Here is a 17,827-nt window from a genome sequence, read left to right on the forward strand (position 1 = left end):
GGGCCAGGGCTAGTCCTGATCCACATTCCACTTTGCCCGCGTGGCCGCCATGTTGTCTTCAAGAACGGTCATTTCTTCCAGTATGGCCTCACTGCGCTGCTTGCAGGCTTCAAAGGTCTTGAGCAGATCGCTTGAACGCGCATGGTCGGCATAAACATCGGGGTCGGCCAGCTGGGCTTCCACGGTGCCCTGCTCTTCGAGCACCGCGGCAAACTCGGTTTCAAGCGCCTCGTACCTGCCCAGCAGGGGCTTCAGTTCCTTGTGCAGGGCGTTGCGCTTGTCGGCCTGCTCACGCTTGATGCGCTTCTGCTCATCACGAGAGAGAGGCTGCGCCAGCGGCGCTTCTTCCTGCTTGCCCCGTGTACCAGCCTGCCCGCCAAAGATGGAAGGCGCAAGCTCGTCGCCGCCAGTAGCGCTCTGCCGGGCGCGTCGGTTTTCATCGTAAGATGCAAAATCAGGAAAGACCGTCAGGCCTTTTTCGTTGAGTTCCCAAGCCTCTGCCCCCACCTGCGAGAGCAGCCAGCGGTCATGGGCAACCATGAGTAGGGTTCCGTTGAACTTTTGCAGTGCGCTTACCAGGGCTTCGCGGCTTTCAAGGTCAAGGTGGTTGGTGGGTTCGTCAAGCAGCAAAAAGTTGCAGCGCTTCAAAAACAGCGTACCAAGCACAAGGCGGCTTTTTTCACCGCCCGAAAGAGCGCTCACCTGCCTGTCAAAATACTCCTGCCCCAGCATAAAGAGGCCGAGCACGCTCATGAGCTCTTCTTCCGTGGTGCGCGGGTCAGAAAGACGGCGCAGCTCGGCGAGCACGGTGGTATCGCCGCGCAGGGTGTCCATCTGGTGCTGTGTGTAGTAGCCCATGCGCATCTGCGGAGCCGTGACCATGTTGCCGCCCCGCCGCTCGAGCGTACCAGCCAGCAGCTTGAGCAGCGTGGACTTGCCGCAGCCATTGTGCCCCACCAGGGCAACCCGCTGGCCCCTGTACAGGGCAAAGGTGAGCGGCGGCCACATGGTCTTGCCGTCTTCAAAACGAAAATCCAGATCAGCGGCGGACAGCACCACCTTTTCGCAGTGCGGGGCCTCGGGCCAGCTGAAATTCAGCTCCTTGCGCTTGGGTTCTGGCCTGTAGTCTTCCAGCTCTTTTTCCAGCTTCTTGGCCATCTTCTGGCGCGAACCGGCCTGTCTGGCCTTGGTGGCCTTGGCGCGAAAACGCTCCACAAAAGCCATCTTGCGGTCAAGGTCTTCCTTGAGGGCACGGGCCTCGCGCTCGCGCTGGGCATTGTATTCTTCCTGCAGCGCCAGAAACTGCGTGTAGGTTGCCTTGCGGAATACGGGTTTGGACAGGCCGAGGTACAGAACGTGCGTACCCACCTTGTCCATAAAGATACGGTCGTGGGCCACAAAGACCAGCGCACCCTTGAAGTCCATGAGAAAAGCTTCGAGCCATTCCACGGCTTCCACATCAAGGTGGTTGGTGGGTTCGTCGAGCAGCAGCACGTCGGCACCGGCGGTGAGTACGCGGGCCAGCTTGGCACGTTCGCGCCAGCCGCCGGAAAGTTCGCGCAGGGTGCGGCCCCACTTGCTTTCGGCAAAGCCGAGACCAGAGAGCACGGCCTTGGCCCGGTGCTCCGGGTTGTAGCCATAAAGCGCCTCAAGCTCACCCTGACGGTGCATGAGGGAGGTCAGGCGCCCTTCGTCCTTCGCTGCGGCGGCTTCTTCCCACTCTGACCAAAAATCGCTCCAGTCGTGCAGCACGTCGAGCACATAGGTCAGCAGCGGGGTTTCCAGAGCCGATTCTGAAAGCTCCTGCTCCACAAAGCCAAGGCGGCACCCCTTGGGCAAGATCACCCTGCCGCCATCGGCGCTTTCAACACCGGCAAGCAGACGCAACAGGGTGGATTTGCCTGTTCCGTTGGGACCACAAACGCACAGGCGCACGCCGGAATCCACTTCCAGCGAAAAATTGCTGAGAATATCCCTGCCGCCAAACGCCTTGGAAAGTTCCTGTATCGTTATCTTCACAACCAGCCCTCTCGGCGGTAGCCCTCGATGGCTTCGGTCATGCCCGCCTCAAGGTTCACGCGTGGTGCAAAGCCCAGCTCGGCGCAGATGCGGCTGTTGTCGCACAGCCACCCCGCCTGACGGGCCTCGCGGTATTTATCAAGATTCCATGCCGGGGCGCGCCGCAGGCCATGCCCCAAAAGGCGGTTGACCACAGCATCGCCCACCACGGCAAAGGCCGTGGAAATCCCGGCAGTACAAGCCATCACCGGCAAGGGCATACGTATGATACGCACCTTGCGTGCTGCTCTTCCCAGCACTTTATCCATGGCCGCACCCATACCCTGGCAAAAGCCCGACATGGTGTAGGCCTCACCGTCGCTCAGATGGTAAACCCCACGGGCTTCGGGCCTGCAGGCGCACAAGACGGCCTGCGCCATGTCGGTGGCGTGCAGGGCGCTGACGTAAAACTCGCGCCCGGCACCGGGGCTCACTGCGATGGCGGCCTTCTGCACACCCTTGAAAACGGGCAGCAGGCCCTTGTCGCCCGAGCCGTAGATAATGGGCGGGCGCAGAGTTACAAGACTCTGCCCAAGGGCGCGGCCAAGCACCTGTTCTGTAAGCATCTTTGACCAGCCGTAGGCAGAAACCGGCGCGGCTGGGGTGGCGTCGTTCACCCCCGGTGCAACCCCGCTGGGCCCTGTAGCCGCAAGGCTTGAAACCAGCACAAAACGGAAATCATCCCCCAGCCCGCCCTCGGCAGACAGACGGGAAAGCGCACTGCCAAGACTGCGGGCGGCAAGGGCGTTGGCGCGCAGGTAGTCCTGCCAGCCAAGGCCAAACAGCAGGGCCGCCATGTGGATGACCACATCCTTGCCCTGCAGGGCCTGCTCCAGCCCAGCGCCCGTGGTAAGGTCGGCCTGTGCCGTGGCAACGCCCTGCGGCAGATGTCCGGTGCGCGAAACCGCGCGCGTGAGGCAGGTAACCTCGGCACCCGTCGCCAGCAGCTGCGGCAGCAGATGACGGCCCACAAAACCAGTGCCGCCCGTAAGCAGCACTTTTTTTCCCGCCAGATGCGGGGCCATACTGTTGCCTGCCGTCACGGTCATGGCTGAATCTCCCGGCGATAGATGCGGTAACGCTTGTTAAGCCGACCCGAAAAATCTTCCAGCAGTTCGTTGACCGCCACGTTATCTTCAAGCACCCACGAACCTTCGACCCACTGAAAATCGGGCTTCTGACGGGCTTTTTCCATCATATAGTCGAGCAGCAGCAGGGGCAGCCCCATGAGCCGGAATTCTTCGCGAATGCCAAAGAGGATCGTACGGTAACCGCCGCGAATTTCCGCGCGCGACTGCCACCAGTGCCACAGGGTGGATATGCCCAGTTTGCCCTTGATCCGCCGCAACAGCGGTGCCAGGTCAGGCAGGGCAACCATACCCGCCGCAGGCTCGTCGTTGTGGAAGAACAACACAAAAAATTCCGGATCCAGAACACCTTTAAGCTCTTTGACGTGTTGCTCGGCCTCGCCGTCTGAAAGGGGAGAAAATCCCCAGTTTTTGGCCCACGAAACCTTGTACAGGTCCAGCATGATGCGGATGTCTTCGGCAAGCGTCGCCTTGCTGGACGTGCGGCAGGTAAAGCGGCCCTCGGCCTTGAGGCGGGTCACTTCCTCATTGAGCCATTCTGGCGGCGAAAAGTGCGAACGCTCCATCAGATAGGCAAAAAGATCCTGCTCCTTGCGCATATGCCAGCCCTCAAGCAACTCGGCATAATAGGGAGGGTTCCAGGGCATCATGATGGTGGGGGCCAGCTCAAAACCGTCCACCAGCAGACCGCAGGTGTAGTTGGCCGAAGGGTTCAGCGGCCCGCGCATAAAGCTCATGCCCTGTGCGGCCAGCCAGTCGCGCGCGGCATCAAGCAGGGCGTGGGCGGCCTCCCGGTCGTTGACGCATTCAAAAAAGCCAAATGCCCCGCATTTTTCATTGGCGTAGGCATTGTATTTTTCGTCCACGATGGCAGCTATGCGGCCCACGGGCTGCCCATCGCGCAAAACCAGAAACAGTTCGCGCCGGGCGCTTTCCCAGAAGGGATGTTTACCGGGCGTAAGCAGCTCCGCATCCTGACTTTTGAGGCCGGGGGTCCACAAGGGGCTGTGCTCATAGATGCTCCACGGCAAATCCATGAACTGGGCAAATTCCTGCTTTGAGCGGGCGGGGATAACGGTAAGCGACATGGCTAATCCAGATTCAGGCTGCCGCGGAAGGCGTCAAGGTCTTCGATGCCCAGCCTTTCGCAGGCAGCGGAAAGTTCCTCTGCCAGGGCAAAGGCACAGTCGGGTCGCATAAAGTTGCCCGTACCCACCTGCACCGCGCTTGCGCCCACCAGCAGAAATTCCAGTGCGTCTTCGGCCGTCACAATGCCGCCAATGCCGACAACGGGAATCTTCACGGCCCTGGCCACCTGCCACACGCAGCGCAGGGCCACGGGTTTGATGGCCGGACCGGAAAGCCCGCCCACCACGTTGGCCAGCGAAGGCTTGCGGCTGTGCAGATCAACAGACATGCCGAGCAGCGTGTTGATGCACGAAACGCTGTCCGCGCCCGCGTCTTCCACGCTGCGGGCCATGAGAGCGATGTCGGTCACGTTGGGCGAAAGCTTAATCATCACGTGCTTGCCCGGCGCCGCACGGCGCACGGCCGCAGTAACCTGCGCCGCCAGAACAGGGTCCTGCCCGAACAGCACACCCCCTTCCTTCACGTTGGGGCACGAAACATTGACCTCAAGCGCGGCCACGCCTTCTTCTTCGTTCAGGCGGGCGGCCAGCTCGGCAAATTCATCAATAGAACCTGCGTAAATATTGGCTATAACGGCGGTTTCCTGCCAAGGCAGGCGAGGCAGCTTGGTGTTGCAAAAATTTTCCACACCGTCGTTTTGCAGGCCCACGGCATTGAGCATGCCCGCCGTGGTTTCCACAATGCGCGGGGTTGCGTTGCCCTGACGCGGCAACAGCGAGAGCCCCTTGACCACCATGCCGCCAAGCGCGGAAAGATCGCCGTAAGTGGCAAATTCAAGCCCGTAGCCGAAAGTACCTGAAGCCGTGAGCACAGGGTTCTTGAGGGTCAGATCGTGGGTCTGCCCCTTGAGCGTGACGGAAAGATCCATGCCGCATTCTCCAGATTGCCGGCAACCGGCTTTTTATGCGTGGCTTTGCCAGAGGGCCCATGCCGCGCATGCTGAAACGCGCCCACCATTTGCGGTGCGGCGCGTGTTACCATGGCGCAAGTAGCGTACTGGCGTTAATCGTCGCTTCTGAAATCGAAAAAAGAACAGGTAAGGCTAAAGCTCCACCTGATCCGACCAGAACACAGGGCCGTGGTTGCACACCTGCACAAGACCCTCGCGTTTTTCTTCAACGGGCCATGCTTCGGTAGTTTTGGTCACGCAGCCCAGGCAAGCGCCCACACCGCAGGCCATGCGGTTTTCGAGCGAAAGCTGGCAGCGCACGCCAAGCTCGGCGGCAAACTTTTGCACGGTACGCATGAAAGGCGTGGGCCCGCAGGCAAGCACCAGGCCCTTTTGCTCGGCGTATTCGCTCATGCGTTCCTGAATGGTAAAGATAAAGTCATCCAGATCGCCCGATTCGGCCTCGCGCAGGCTGTCGAGCGGCACATGCTCGTTGATGCTGTCCACCGGGTAGCAGCTGATGTGCTCGCGGTGGCCAAAAAGCATGGAAATGTTCCAGGGCTTGGGGTGCTCGCTCACATAGCCCACAAAGGGTACTATACCCATGCCGCCAGCCAGCAGCAGGGTTGGAGTGTCGGGCTCTATGGCAAAGCCGTTGCCCAGCGGACCCCACACGCGAACCTTGTCGCCCGGGCGCAGCTCGGACATACGGCGTGTACCTTTGCCGCGCACCTGAAAAAAGCAGATCATGTGCCTGGACGTCATGTGGCAGATGCCAAGCGGACGGGCCCAGGGTATATCCAACCCGAAGTTTCGGGGGCGTATCATAACAAACTGACCAGGCCGCCACCGAGTCCAGTCGGGGCGGGAGAGGCGCAGTGCAAAAAAGCGACTTTCGTTGCCCGTCTGCCCAAAAGGAACCAGATCAAGGACGTCGAGTTCGCAAGAAGTAGATTGTGACATGTCTATAAATATAGTCCTAGTTGCGTTCTAGGTCAACTGACCGGTAGCTCCATCGCCTGCCAGCTAATATATACAATTTTTGTATCAATTGTCCATTATGTGAGGTGCGTTCCCGCACCTGTTCCATCCTCTTCAACACCCCTAAATTTCAACTTTTCAGCGGGCCTTGTGCCGGGTATGCTGCCAGCAGGAGTTTTTTATGACAGAAATATTCGCTTCACGCCGTGAAACGCTGCGTCGCGCCATGCGCCAGCGCGGGCTTGATGCCCTGATGATCAACCAGGCCGCCAACAGGTTTTACCTCTCTGGATTCGAGCTGCACGACCCCCAGTTTAACGAGAGTGCAGGCAGGCTTGTAATCACCGCTGATGGCCGCGACTGGCTGGCCACAGATGCCCGCTACCTCGATGCCGCAGCCCGCATCTGGGACAGGGAACGTATCTTCATCTACGGCGGGGGAGCTGCCCAGGACCTGTATGGCCTGCTGCGCCTTTGTGGCAGCCGCATCGGCCTGGAATATCAGGGCATAAGCATGGCCTTTGCCCGCAGCCTCGCGGCCGCTGGTCCAGGCCTGCACTGTGAAGCGGCCGACGGCATGGTGGAACGCCAGCGCCGCATCAAGGAGCCCTGCGAAATCGCCGCGCTGGAAAAGTCCTTTGCGCTCAACCACAAGCTTATGAGGTGGGTTGAAAGCCAGCTGAAACCGGGCCGCACAGAGGCCGACATAAGCTGGTGCATCGAGCGCTTCTTTCGCGAGAACGGCGCTTCGGAACTGGCCTTTGCCAACATAGTGGCCGTTGGCAGAAATGCAGCCTTGCCCCACGCCATTCCCGGTGAAGACACTATTACCGCCAACTGCCCCGTGCTTGTGGACGTGGGCTGCAGGGTGGACAACTACTGCTCTGACCAGACCCGAACCTTCTGGGTTGGCAACGCCCCTACCGATGAATTTCGCCGCGCGCTTGACCTGACCCGCCAGGCTCAGACCGCAGCCATTGAGGGCATGCGACCGGGCATGGCCCTGCGCGATGCCTATGCACTGGCGCACGCTGTCTTTGAAAAATCTGGCGTAGCCAATGCATTTACCCACGGCCTCGGGCACGGTGTTGGTCTTGAAACCCACGAAGCCCCCAGCCTTTCGCCCCGCGCCGATGGCATACTTGAGCCTGGCATGGTAGTGACCGTTGAACCTGGCCTGTACTATCCCCAGTGGGGCGGCATACGCTGGGAATACACGGTACTGGTGGAAGAGGACGGCGTCAGAATTCTTTAGGGGGACACGATGGGCATTATTTACCTCGTTGGCGCGCGGGCTTCGGGCAAGACCACTGTCGGCAAGGCCCTTGCCAAAAAGCTGGGCCTGCCCTTTGCCGATACTGACCAGCACCTGCTGGAAAGTGCTGGCCGTAGCGTTGACCAGATAGTGGAAACCGAAGGCTGGCCGGGCTTCCGCCAGCGCGAGAGCGCAGCATTGCGCGAAGTGTCGGACGCCCACACCCGGGGCTGCGTTGTTTCCACCGGCGGCGGCATGGTGCTGGCAGAGGCAAACCGCACGCTCATGCGCCAGCGCGGTATGGTTGTATTTCTCGACGCACCGGTGGAAGTACTTGCGGAACGCCTGGGGCGCAACCCTCTCAACAGCCAGCGTCCCTCGCTGACTGGCAAGGACCTCATTGAGGAAGTAAATGACGTGCTCAACGAACGTCGCCCGCTTTACGAGGCCACCGCTCATCATATTGTGGATGCCTCGCGCCCCCTTTCATCCATTTGCCGCCATATTTCAGACCTCTGGAAGGCCCATGGCGCATAGGCAACTTCCAGCCTGGTTTTGCCTTGGTGGCAGCGTCATCGTGCTCTTTCTCATGGCCCGGCTTGCTCCTGACTGGTTGCATACGTGAATTTTTCCCCGACATCTGATCCCCAGCCGCTGGTTTCAGTGGTGCTGCCCGCGTGGAATGCGGCGCGCACTCTTGGCGCTGCCCTGCAAAGCCTGCTTGACCAGTGCCCCTCTTCGCTCGGCCCTGTGCCAGATTTTGAGGTTGTGGTTGTGGACGACGGCTCCACCGACGACACACGCACCCTGCTGGAACACTGGCGCTCCACCCACCTGCTGGGCAACAGGCTCCGCCCAGTCTACGCACCGCACAGGGGCATCGTGCCTGCGCTGAACAGTGGGCTTGCCGCTGCAAGGGGCGCACTTGTGGCCCGCATGGACGCTGACGACACAGCACACCCCCAGCGGCTGGCCTGCCAGACAGCTCACCTACTGGACAATGAGCACATTGATCTTTCTGCAACCTGCGTGACTTTTGGTGGTGATCGCGAACTTGCGCACGGATTTGCACACTTTGTGGACTGGCAGAACAGCCTGCTCACCCACGAGCAGATCAGTCGCGCGCGCTTTCGCGACACACCCGTGTGTCATCCTTCGGTCATGTTCCGCAGGGGATGCGTGAACCAGTGGGGCGCGTACCGCGATGGCGACTTTGCCGAAGACTGGGAAATCTGGTTGCGATGGCTGCACCATGGCGCTGTAATGGACAAGCAGCCAGAGCAGATGCTGGTGTGGAATGATGCGCCAACCCGCGCCACACGTGCAGACCGCAGATACGCACGTGAGGCCTGCGACAGGTTGCGGGCCTTTTGGCTTGCCCGCTGGCTTGAACAAAACAACCCTTTTCATCCCCTTGTCTGGATCGTTGGCGGGGGTCGCGTTGCCCGTCAAAGGCTCGCGCCGTTGTGGCAGCATGGCCCTGTACCCGCCGCGTACATTGATATTGACCCGCACAAAATCGGCAACCGGGTCGGAGGGGTAGCTGTTATGGGCCGCTCTGCCTTGCCTCCCCCTGGGCAGTGTTGCATTCTTAATGCGCTTACAGCCCACGGTGCAGCCGAAGAGGCAAGTCAGTGGCTGACCCAGACTGGACACCAGCCGGGCCAGTTTCTTATTGTTTAGCAGTCACTTTGCATAAATCTGACCTGTTAAATCGCCTATAGCATTTATTTGTGTCTTTCTTCCCAAGGCAAACTTCCATTGCATGCAGCTCTTTGCACTGCGATACTGCAATGACATTGTAGCGTACTGCATAAATGCATGCTTTATGCACCACAGCGGCTTTTTTGCCTCTTTATTTGGTTGTGCAAACAGCCAATTTTGACGCACTTGCAACGCATTCCTGTTACAGCACACGCACTCTGCCCTTATAGTTGCCATTTTCCGCCAATCCTGATCGCTCGAACAGCCCTTGTGAAAAAAAAATTGCGGAGTTTGCGAAATTTGTCACCAATACCCTTTGACATAACAGGGGCAAGGGGCTATGTTGCAAGGGCTTTATGTATTTTCAACTCCTTCAATCCGCAATTCATATGGAGGATGCGGCATGCTGGACTTAAATGTCACCCTGCTCTTTCAGCTGGCGAATTTCTTTATCGCTATTTATGTGCTCAACATCCTCCTGATTCGCCCCATCCGCGAAATCATTAAAAAGCGCAACGGCGTCATGGATGATATGGCCGAGGAAGCTGGCTCTTTCGAGTATCAGGCTGCCGAACGGCTCACCAACTATGAGGCCGAACTGGCCCGCGCCCGTCAGGACGCAGGTAGCAACCGTGAGGAAGGCCGCGCTGCTGGCGCGGCAGAACAGCAGAAGCTGGTGGGCGAAGCACAGCAGAGCGCCCGCAACATTCTGGCTGAAACCCGCGCCTCGCTACAGGCACAGGCTGCGGAAACCCTTGAAGCACTGCGTAAGCAGGTGGGCGAATTTTCTTCCCGCCTGGCCGACCGCCTTATCAAGGGCTAGCAAGCGGCGCTGACTCAGGCCTTTTGCGGGCCGTTCCGCAACGCCGCGCGTTGCGGGCATCATTGGGAACTGTTTTCGAATCGGCATATTATCGAACAGAGGGGGTGGGCTTTGAGCAGATGGAAACACGCGGGTTTTATCCTGCCGCTCGTTATTGCCTTTGCCGCGCTGGTGGTCATTCCTGCGGGAGCCATGGCTTCTGAGGGACATGCAGCGCCGCGTTGGGGCGACTTCGGCTGGCGCGTGCTCAACTTCGTGATTTTTGCCGGCATCCTCTGGTACTTCGTCGGCGGCTTGGCCAAGCGTTTCTTTAAGAACCGCCGCGAAGGCATCAAGAATGCCCTGGACGATCTTGACGGACGTCGCAAGACGGCCAAGGAGCAGCTGGCCTCGGTAGAGACCCGCATTGCCAACCTTAATGCTGAACGCGAGGCCATCTTGGCCGAAAGCCGCCAGCAGGCCGAAGCCCTTAAGCAGGGCATTGTGGAAGAGGCTCACCGCCAGGCCGCTCAAATTGTGGAGCAAGCGCGCCTTACGGCGGAAAATGAAGGCCGCGCCATCTTCGCCGAAGTGCGCGCCTCCATTGCCGATGAAATCGTGAACGCTGCCGAGAAGGCCTTGGGTTCCAAGCTCAACGCAGCCGAGCACGACAAGCTTATCGCCAACTCCCTTAACAAGGTGGTGCTCCATTGATCGACACCGTGGTTGCACGCAGGTATGCCAACGCAATCTTTGCGCTTGGCAAAAAGGAAGGGGAAGCAGCCCTGAGCTCGCACGGCGAATGCCTTGCCGCTCTTGGCAAGCTGCTTGCCACCGCGCCTGGGCTTGACGTTACCCTTAAAAGCCCTGTTATCGGCGTGGAAGAAAAAAAAGCGGTACTCGACAAACTGCTTGGCAAGCTTAAGGCCGACACTACCATGCGCAACTTCTGCTTTCTGCTGGCAGACAAGGAAAGGCTTGCCTTTCTGGGTGAAATCGCAGCGTGGTACGGCAAACTGCTGGACGAGGCCAAGGGCATTGTCCGTGGCCAATGCATAACCGCAGTACAACTTTCCGCAGACAAACAGTCTAAGCTCAAGGACACCCTGCAAAAGAAAGCGGGCACTGATATTGAGCTGACCTTTGCCGTGGACAAAGACATACTAGGGGGTATGGTGCTCAAAATGGGTGACCGGGTGCTGGACGCAAGTCTGCGCGCGCAGTTGGGAATCCTTCGGGAGACATTCAAGAGGGGTGAATAGCACATGCAGATCAAAGCGGAAGAGATAAGCAAGATCATTGAGGATCAAATCCAAAACTACGAGCAGCGCGTAGAAATGAGCGAAACCGGCACCGTGCTTTACGTCGGTGACGGTATCGCCCGTGTCTATGGGGTGCAGAATGCCATGTCCATGGAACTGCTGGAATTCCCCGGCGGCATCATGGGTATGGTGCTCAACCTCGAAGAAGACAACGTCGGCGTAGCTTTGCTCGGTTCGGACGTGGGCATCAAGGAAGGCGACCCGGTCAAGCGTACCGGCAAGATCTTCTCCGTGCCTGTGGGCGACGGTGTTATGGGCCGCGTGCTCAACCCTCTGGGTGAGCCCATCGACGGTCTTGGACCCATTGAGGCCACTGAAGTGCGCCCCGTGGAAATCAAGGCCCCCGGTATCATCGCACGTAAGAGTGTGCATGAGCCCATGCCTACCGGCCTCAAGGCTATTGACGCCATGACGCCCATCGGCCGCGGACAGCGCGAACTTATCATTGGCGACCGCCAGACCGGTAAGACCGCTGTTTGTGTTGACGCCATTTTGGCGCAGAAAGAAACGGACATCCACTGCTTCTACGTGGCCATCGGCCAGAAGAAGTCGTCCGTGGCTCTGGTGGCCGACACCTTGCGCCGTCATGGCGCGATGGAATACACTACCATCATTTCAGCCACGGCATCCGATCCTGCGCCCTTGCAGTACATTGCGGCGTACACCGGCTGCGCAATGGCCGAGTTCTACCGCAACAACGGCAAGCACGCCCTCATCATTTACGATGACCTGTCCAAGCAGGCTGTGGCCTATCGCCAGATGTCGCTGCTGCTCCGTCGCCCCCCGGGACGTGAAGCTTTCCCCGGCGACGTGTTCTACCTCCACTCGCGTTTGCTTGAACGCGCCGCGAAGGTGAACGACAGCTTGGGCGCTGGTTCTTTGACGGCTCTGCCCATCATTGAAACCCAGGCTGGCGACGTTTCCGCGTACATCCCCACCAACGTGATCTCGATCACCGACGGTCAGGTGTACCTGGAACCCAACCTCTTCAACGCCGGTGTGCGTCCGGCCATTAACGTGGGCCTTTCGGTTTCCCGCGTGGGTGGCGCAGCGCAGATCAAGGCCATGAAGCAGGTCGCCGGTACCATGCGTCTCGACCTTGCCCAGTATCGCGAACTTGCGGCTTTCGCCCAGTTCGGTTCCGATCTGGACAAAACCACCAAGGCCAAGCTTGACCGTGGTGCTCGTCTGGTGGAACTGCTCAAGCAGCCCCAGTACAAGCCCATGCCCTCGCATGAGCAGGTGGCTTCGATCTACGCCGCTACCCGTGGTTACATGGATGACGTACCGGTGGAACAGATCCGCAAGTTCGAAGAAGAAATGCTCACCTTTATGCGTGATACGCGTAAGGATGTGCTGACCGGCATCAAAGAAAAGAAAGTCATTGACGAGGCTGTGGAAAAAGCGCTCACCGAGGCCATTACCGCCTTCAAGCAGGGCTGGAAGGCCTAGGGGCCCCCTCCATACGGGAGATAAGCATGCCTTCACTCAAAGACGTAAAAATGAAGATCGTGGGGGTCGGTAAGACCAAGCAGATCACCAAGGCCATGAACATGGTGGCCTCGGCGAAACTGCGCGGCGCCCAGGCCCGCATCGAGCGCTTCAGGCCGTACGCGGCCAAATACCGCGACGTGCTCGCCGAACTGTCGAGCAAGGTGGAAGGAAACGCCCACCCCCTGCTCACAGAGCATGAGGAAAAGAAACACTGCGCCATTGTGCTGGTTACATCAGACCGTGGCCTGTGCGGCAGCTTTAACGGCAACATCATCGCCACCGCTCTGCGGCTGGCGAAGGAAAAAGCCGGGGCTGGAATGGAGATCAGTTTTGCCTGTGTGGGACGTAAGGGCCGCGACGCCGTTCGTTCTGCCGGGCACAAGATCTTCACTGCCTATGGCGACCGCATGGGTAGCATTGACTTCCCCTTGGCCAGCTCTGTGGCACAGGAAGTCATCCACGGCTACGAAACCTTCGCATTCGACGAAGTGTGGTTGATTTACGGCGAGTTCGTATCCATGGCCAGCCAGCCCCCTCGCACCCTTCGTCTGCTGCCGTTGCAAACGCCGTCAGCCGAAGAAGTTGCCACAGAGGCCGGCACACCCAGTTGCGAATACGTGTACGAGCCGCAGGAAGAAAAGCTGTTGGCGGAGCTCTTGCCCCGCTACGTCAAAGTGCAGGTTTACCGTGGCATGTTGGACACCTCGGCCAGCGAGCATGCAGCTCGTACAGCCGCCATGGACAACGCCACCCGTAACTGCAACGAGATGATCAACATGCTGACGCGGCTCTATAACAAGACGCGGCAGGCTTCCATCACCAGCGACCTCATCGACATCGTCGGCGGCGCTGAAGCGCTGAAGGGTTAAGGAGCCAAACATGAGCAAAAACATCGGTAAAGTCGTTCAGGTTATCGGCGCCGTGGTGGACGTAGAGTTCAGCGACGGCAACCTGCCGAGTATCTTCACCGCCCTGGAGATAACCAACCCGAACAATAGCGATGCTCCCAGCCTCATCTGTGAGGTTGCGCAGCACCTGGGCGACAACGTTGTTCGTACCATCGCCATGGACGCCACTGAAGGCCTTGTCCGCGGCATGGACGCGATCGACACCGGGAACCCCATCATGGTTCCCGTAGGCAAGGCCGCCGTTGGCCGTATCCTGAACGTCATCGGTCGCCCCGTTGACGAACTGGGCCCGGTTAACGCTGAAAAACACTATCCCATCCACCGCCCTGCTCCGGCCTTTACCGACCTGAACACCAAGGTGGAATTGCTTGAAACCGGCATCAAGGTCGTTGACCTTCTTGTTCCCTTCCCCAAGGGTGGCAAGATGGGCCTCTTCGGCGGCGCCGGCGTGGGCAAGACCGTTATTCTGATGGAGATGATCAACAACATCGCCAAGCAGCACGGCGGTTCGTCGGTTTTCGCGGGCGTCGGTGAACGTACCCGTGAAGGCAACGACTTGTACCACGAACTCAAGGATGCCGGCGTTCTGGAACGCGCCACGCTTGTTTACGGTCAGATGAACGAACCTCCGGGAGCCCGTGCTCGCGTGGCCCTTACGGCCCTTGCTTGCGCGGAATACTTCCGTGACGAAGAACACCAGGACGTGCTGCTCTTCATCGACAACATCTTCCGTTTTACACAGGCTGGTTCCGAAGTGTCCGCTCTGCTTGGCCGCATGCCCTCGGCCGTGGGTTATCAGCCCACCCTGGGTACTGACCTTGGTGCCTTGCAGGAACGCATTACCTCGACCAACAACGGTTCGATCACGTCGGTGCAGGCCGTTTACGTCCCTGCTGACGACTTGACTGACCCGGCCCCGGCCACCACGTTCTCGCACTTGGACGGCACACTCGTGCTTTCCCGTCAGATCGCGGAACTGGGCATTTACCCCGCCGTGGACCCGCTCGACTCCACCTCGCGCATCCTCGACCCCAACGTTGTGGGCGAAGATCACTACATGGTGGCCCGTCGTGTGCAGATGGTTCTTCAGAAGTACAAAGAACTTCAGGACATCATCGCCATCCTCGGCATGGACGAACTGTCTGACGAAGACAAACTGACTGTTGCGCGTGCGCGCCGCATTCAGCGCTTCCTCTCGCAGCCCTTCCACGTGGCCGAAACCTTCACCGGCACCCCTGGCCAGTATGTGAAGCTTGAAGATACCATCAAGGGCTTCAAGGGCATTCTGGACGGCGAATTCGACCACATGGCGGAAGGTGACTTCTACATGCTGGGCGGCATTGAACAGGCCGTTGCCAAGTACGAACAGCGCAAGCTGCAGGAAGAGAAGTAAGGCGTTAATCGCAACGCTTTGAGGTTCTGGGTCGCGCCATGCCGGCGCGACCCGAACCCGGCCATCTGCGTATATCAGGAGCGAAGGAGTACCTATGGGCACGCTGCAACTTGAAGTGGTTACGCCGGACAAAACCGTGGTCAGCGGCGAAGTGGAAATGGCCGTCTGCCCTGGAATCGAGGGCGAATTCGGCGTGCTGCCCAAGCACGTTTCCCTGCTTTCCGCCCTGAAGATCGGTGGCCTGCGCTACCGCACCGGTGGCAAGGATGAGCATGTTTTCATTTCTGGCGGTTTCGCCGATGTGAACAACGATGTGCTCACCGTGCTTGCCGAATCGGCAGAGCTGGCGGACAGCATCGACACCGCGCGCGCCATGGCCGCCAAGGAACGCGCTGAGAAGCGCATTGCCGGCCATGACGAAAAGGTGGACATGACCCGCGCTGAAGCTGCTCTGCAACGCGCCATAGTGCGCTTGCAGCTGGCCCAGCTTCGCTGAGCTACCAATTTTCAGATTTGTGGAGCCGCAGCCGCGTGGAACATTTCCGCGCTGTTGCGGCTTTGCTTTTGTTAGCCCGCGTTCGCAGCTTGAATATGGCGTCTTATTGCACGTTTTTTGACCAGCATCAGTATTGGCAACTACTGCCACAGATATTTGGCCGTAGCGTCTATATCCCACCAACGCAAGACCACCTGTGCTTAAAAAATTTTATTGATTTCAGACTCCCACAGGTACTCTGTCCATAGATCTTCCTGACCAGATATCTCTCGCAACAGCAAATGGACTTCCGTACGAATCTTGGGTATTGATAGAGGTTCAACGCGGAAAATTCGCCGCCAACCTATCCAGTTTCCCAGGACATGACCATGCCCAAGCAGGAAAATATCCGCAATTTTTGCATTATCGCCCACATCGACCACGGCAAATCCACCCTGGCCGACCGCATTCTTGAGCTGACGCAGGTTGTCAGCAAGCGGGAGGCGCGCCAGCAGTATCTGGACAAAATGGAGCTGGAACGGGAACGTGGCATCACCATCAAGGCCCAGACCGTGCGTATTCCCTACAAGGCCCAGAACGGGCAGGAATACGAGCTGAACCTCATCGACACCCCCGGACACGTCGACTTCAACTACGAAGTTTCGCGCTCGCTGGCCGCCTGTGAAGGCGCGCTGCTTGTGGTTGACGCCACCCAGGGCGTTGAGGCCCAGACTCTTGCCAACGTCTACCTTGCTCTGGACCACGATCACGAAATAGTGCCGGTGCTCAACAAGATTGACCTGCCCAGCGCCGAAGTCGACCGCGTAAAGGCCGAAATTGAAGAAAGCATTGGGCTGGACTGCTCTGAGGCCATGCCTGTTTCTGCCAAAACCGGCATGGGCGTGGACGCAGTGCTTGAAGCCATCGTGCACCGCCTGCCCGCGCCAAAGGGCGACGTAAACGCGCCGCTCAAAGCGCTCATTTTCGACTCTTGGTACGACAGCTATCAGGGCGTGGTGATTCTTTTCCGCATCATGGACGGTACCATCAAGCGCAACGACATGGTGCGCCTGATGAGCACGGGCAAGGAATACGAAGTGCTGCGCCTCGGTGTGTTCTCGCCCGAAGCCACAGATGTGAACACTCTGCACGCTGGCGAGGTGGGTTTTATGTGCGGCTCCATCAAGGAGCTGGGCGACGCCCGCGTGGGCGACACCATCACCCTGGCCGACAACCCCGCCTCTGAAGCCGTTCCCGGATTCACGGAAGTGAAGCCCATGGTTTTCTGCGGCCTGTACCCCACAGAGTCCGACGAGTACGAAAACCTCAAGACCGCCCTTGAAAAGCTTCAGCTCAACGACGCAGCTTTTTCGTTTGAACCCGAAACCTCGCAGGCATTGGGTTTCGGCTTCCGTTGCGGCTTTTTGGGCCTGTTGCACATGGAAATCATCCAGGAGCGGCTTGAACGTGAATTTGAGGTCAGCCTCATCGCCACAGCTCCTTCTGTGGTCTACAAGGTGGACACCAACGACGGCAAAACGCTGCAGATCGACAACCCGAGCCACCTGCCCGACCCCACCAAGATTCGCGCGCTGTACGAGCCCTACGTGAACATGGATATCCACGTACCCAACGATTATGTGGGCAATGTCATGAAGCTGTGCGAAGAAAAGCGCGGCATGCAGAAAAACCTGCACTATCTGGCTACCAACCGCGTGGTTGTGACCTATGAACTGCCCTTTGCAGAAATTGTGTACGACTTTTTCGACCGCCTCAAGTCTGCCACGCGCGGCTATGCTTCCATGGACTACCATCCGCTGGATTACCGCGAATCAGACCTCGTGCGCCTCGACATCATGCTCAACGGCGAAACCGTTGACGCTCTGGCCGTCATCGTACACCGCGACCGTGCCTACACCTATGGGCGCGGGCTGGCACTCAAACTCAAGCGCAGCATTCCCCGCCAGCTTTTCCAGGTAGCCATTCAGGCGGCCATCGGGCAAAAAATTATTGCCCGTGAAACCGTTTCGGCCTTCCGCAAGGACGTGACCGCCAAGTGTTACGGCGGCGACATCACCCGCAAGCGAAAGCTGCTTGAAAAGCAGAAGGAAGGCAAAAAGCGCATGAAGCGCATGGGTAACGTGGAACTGCCGCAGGAAGCGTTTTTGGCCGCCCTCAAGGTGGGCGACGAATAATAGCGTTTTCTTACAGCAAAATAGCAAAAGGGGTGGCCGTCATGGTCACCCCTTCTTCATTTCATGAAAGATTTTTTCAGCCCGCCCAATTTGGTCCCAGGTTGCCCGTAGAAG

At 58.8% G+C, this 17,827-nt stretch carries 16 protein-coding genes; 11 read left to right on the forward strand and 5 right to left on the reverse strand.

From position 1 onward, the window contains the following. Positions 1 to 9: 9 nt before the first annotated feature. From F8N36_RS03935 to F8N36_RS03955, 5 genes are all read right to left on the reverse strand, one after another. Positions 10 to 2,019: an ABC-F family ATP-binding cassette domain-containing protein gene (locus tag F8N36_RS03935; protein ID WP_291331497.1), complete on the reverse strand. Its 2,010-nt coding sequence runs from the start codon at positions 2,017 to 2,019 to the stop codon at positions 10 to 12. Further along, positions 2,016 to 3,107 carry an NAD(P)-dependent oxidoreductase gene (locus F8N36_RS03940; protein ID WP_291331498.1) on the reverse strand — a complete coding sequence of 364 codons (1,092 nt, stop codon included), beginning with the start codon at positions 3,105 to 3,107 and terminating at the stop codon, positions 2,016 to 2,018. Before F8N36_RS03940 ends, F8N36_RS03935 begins: the two co-directional genes overlap by 4 nt. Beyond that, positions 3,104 to 4,234, reverse strand: coding sequence for a hypothetical protein (locus F8N36_RS03945; RefSeq protein WP_291331499.1), 1,131 nt, complete (start codon positions 4,232 to 4,234; stop codon positions 3,104 to 3,106). Before F8N36_RS03945 ends, F8N36_RS03940 begins: the two co-directional genes overlap by 4 nt. Before the next feature lie 2 nt (positions 4,235 to 4,236). Further along, positions 4,237 to 5,163 carry a dihydroorotate dehydrogenase gene (locus F8N36_RS03950; protein ID WP_291331500.1) on the reverse strand — a complete coding sequence of 309 codons (927 nt, stop codon included), beginning with the start codon at positions 5,161 to 5,163 and terminating at the stop codon, positions 4,237 to 4,239. 174 nt (positions 5,164 to 5,337) lie between these two features. Next, entirely contained in the window at positions 5,338 to 6,147 is an 810-nt protein-coding gene (locus F8N36_RS03955; RefSeq protein WP_291331501.1) for a dihydroorotate dehydrogenase electron transfer subunit, read from the reverse strand. 199 nt (positions 6,148 to 6,346) lie between these two features. Between F8N36_RS03955 and F8N36_RS03960 the strand changes: the two genes are divergently transcribed. The 11 genes from F8N36_RS03960 to lepA all read left to right on the forward strand — a co-directional run bounded on the left by F8N36_RS03960 (position 6,347) and on the right by lepA (position 17,713). Beyond that, positions 6,347 to 7,420 (forward strand): aminopeptidase P family protein, encoded by a 1,074-nt coding sequence (locus F8N36_RS03960; protein ID WP_291331502.1) that lies wholly within the window; start codon positions 6,347 to 6,349, stop codon positions 7,418 to 7,420. Positions 7,421 to 7,429: 9 nt separating this feature from the next. Continuing rightward, complete coding sequence (gene aroL / locus F8N36_RS03965; RefSeq protein ID WP_291331503.1) at positions 7,430 to 7,957, forward strand: shikimate kinase AroL; 528 nt, start codon at positions 7,430 to 7,432, stop codon at positions 7,955 to 7,957. An 84-nt stretch (positions 7,958 to 8,041) separates the two neighbouring features. Next, complete coding sequence (locus F8N36_RS03970; protein ID WP_291331504.1) at positions 8,042 to 9,103, forward strand: glycosyltransferase; 1,062 nt, start codon at positions 8,042 to 8,044, stop codon at positions 9,101 to 9,103. A gap of 424 nt (positions 9,104 to 9,527) precedes the next feature. Continuing rightward, positions 9,528 to 9,947, forward strand: coding sequence for an ATP synthase F0 subunit B (locus F8N36_RS03975; RefSeq protein WP_291331505.1), 420 nt, complete (start codon positions 9,528 to 9,530; stop codon positions 9,945 to 9,947). Between the two features lie 111 nt (positions 9,948 to 10,058). Then, positions 10,059 to 10,640, forward strand: coding sequence for an ATP synthase F0 subunit B (locus tag F8N36_RS03980; RefSeq protein ID WP_291331506.1), 582 nt, complete (start codon positions 10,059 to 10,061; stop codon positions 10,638 to 10,640). Beyond that, a complete protein-coding gene (gene atpH / locus F8N36_RS03985; protein ID WP_291331507.1) occupies positions 10,637 to 11,188 on the forward strand; it encodes an ATP synthase F1 subunit delta in 552 nt (183 codons plus the stop codon). Before F8N36_RS03980 ends, atpH begins: the two co-directional genes overlap by 4 nt. 3 nt (positions 11,189 to 11,191) lie before the next feature. Continuing rightward, entirely contained in the window at positions 11,192 to 12,700 is a 1,509-nt protein-coding gene (atpA, locus tag F8N36_RS03990; protein ID WP_291331508.1) for a F0F1 ATP synthase subunit alpha, read from the forward strand. A 26-nt stretch (positions 12,701 to 12,726) separates the two neighbouring features. Next, positions 12,727 to 13,611 (forward strand): F0F1 ATP synthase subunit gamma, encoded by an 885-nt coding sequence (locus F8N36_RS03995; protein WP_291331509.1) that lies wholly within the window; start codon positions 12,727 to 12,729, stop codon positions 13,609 to 13,611. A gap of 10 nt (positions 13,612 to 13,621) precedes the next feature. After that, on the forward strand, positions 13,622 to 15,043 hold the full coding sequence (gene atpD / locus F8N36_RS04000; protein ID WP_291331510.1) for a F0F1 ATP synthase subunit beta: 1,422 nt from the start codon (positions 13,622 to 13,624) through the stop codon (positions 15,041 to 15,043). Positions 15,044 to 15,137: 94 nt separating this feature from the next. Continuing rightward, on the forward strand, positions 15,138 to 15,539 hold the full coding sequence (locus F8N36_RS04005; protein WP_291331511.1) for a F0F1 ATP synthase subunit epsilon: 402 nt from the start codon (positions 15,138 to 15,140) through the stop codon (positions 15,537 to 15,539). Positions 15,540 to 15,907: 368 nt separating this feature from the next. Continuing rightward, positions 15,908 to 17,713 carry a translation elongation factor 4 gene (gene lepA, locus F8N36_RS04010; protein WP_291331512.1) on the forward strand — a complete coding sequence of 602 codons (1,806 nt, stop codon included), beginning with the start codon at positions 15,908 to 15,910 and terminating at the stop codon, positions 17,711 to 17,713. Positions 17,714 to 17,827 lie beyond the last annotated feature (114 nt).

The sequence above is a fragment of the Desulfovibrio sp. genome, from assembly GCF_009712225.1.
GTDB lineage: Bacteria > Desulfobacterota > Desulfovibrionia > Desulfovibrionales > Desulfovibrionaceae > Desulfovibrio.

Bases quoted from the DNA above. Each gene is read 5' to 3' on its own strand.
- aroL (WP_291331503.1), top strand. From the start codon at position 7,430: ATGGGCATTATTTACCTCGTTGGCGCGCGGGCTTCGGGCAAGACCACT.
- lepA (WP_291331512.1), top strand. From the start codon at position 15,908: ATGCCCAAGCAGGAAAATATCCGCAATTTTTGCATTATCGCCCACATC.
- F8N36_RS03940 (WP_291331498.1), bottom strand. From the start codon at position 3,107: ATGACCGTGACGGCAGGCAACAGTATGGCCCCGCATCTGGCGGGAAAA.
- F8N36_RS03945 (WP_291331499.1), bottom strand. From the start codon at position 4,234: ATGTCGCTTACCGTTATCCCCGCCCGCTCAAAGCAGGAATTTGCCCAG.
- F8N36_RS03960 (WP_291331502.1), top strand. From the start codon at position 6,347: ATGACAGAAATATTCGCTTCACGCCGTGAAACGCTGCGTCGCGCCATG.
- F8N36_RS03955 (WP_291331501.1), bottom strand. From the start codon at position 6,147: ATGTCACAATCTACTTCTTGCGAACTCGACGTCCTTGATCTGGTTCCT.
- F8N36_RS03995 (WP_291331509.1), top strand. From the start codon at position 12,727: ATGCCTTCACTCAAAGACGTAAAAATGAAGATCGTGGGGGTCGGTAAG.
- F8N36_RS03975 (WP_291331505.1), top strand. From the start codon at position 9,528: ATGCTGGACTTAAATGTCACCCTGCTCTTTCAGCTGGCGAATTTCTTT.
- atpD (WP_291331510.1), top strand. From the start codon at position 13,622: ATGAGCAAAAACATCGGTAAAGTCGTTCAGGTTATCGGCGCCGTGGTG.
- F8N36_RS04005 (WP_291331511.1), top strand. From the start codon at position 15,138: ATGGGCACGCTGCAACTTGAAGTGGTTACGCCGGACAAAACCGTGGTC.
- F8N36_RS03950 (WP_291331500.1), bottom strand. From the start codon at position 5,163: ATGGATCTTTCCGTCACGCTCAAGGGGCAGACCCACGATCTGACCCTC.
- atpA (WP_291331508.1), top strand. From the start codon at position 11,192: ATGCAGATCAAAGCGGAAGAGATAAGCAAGATCATTGAGGATCAAATC.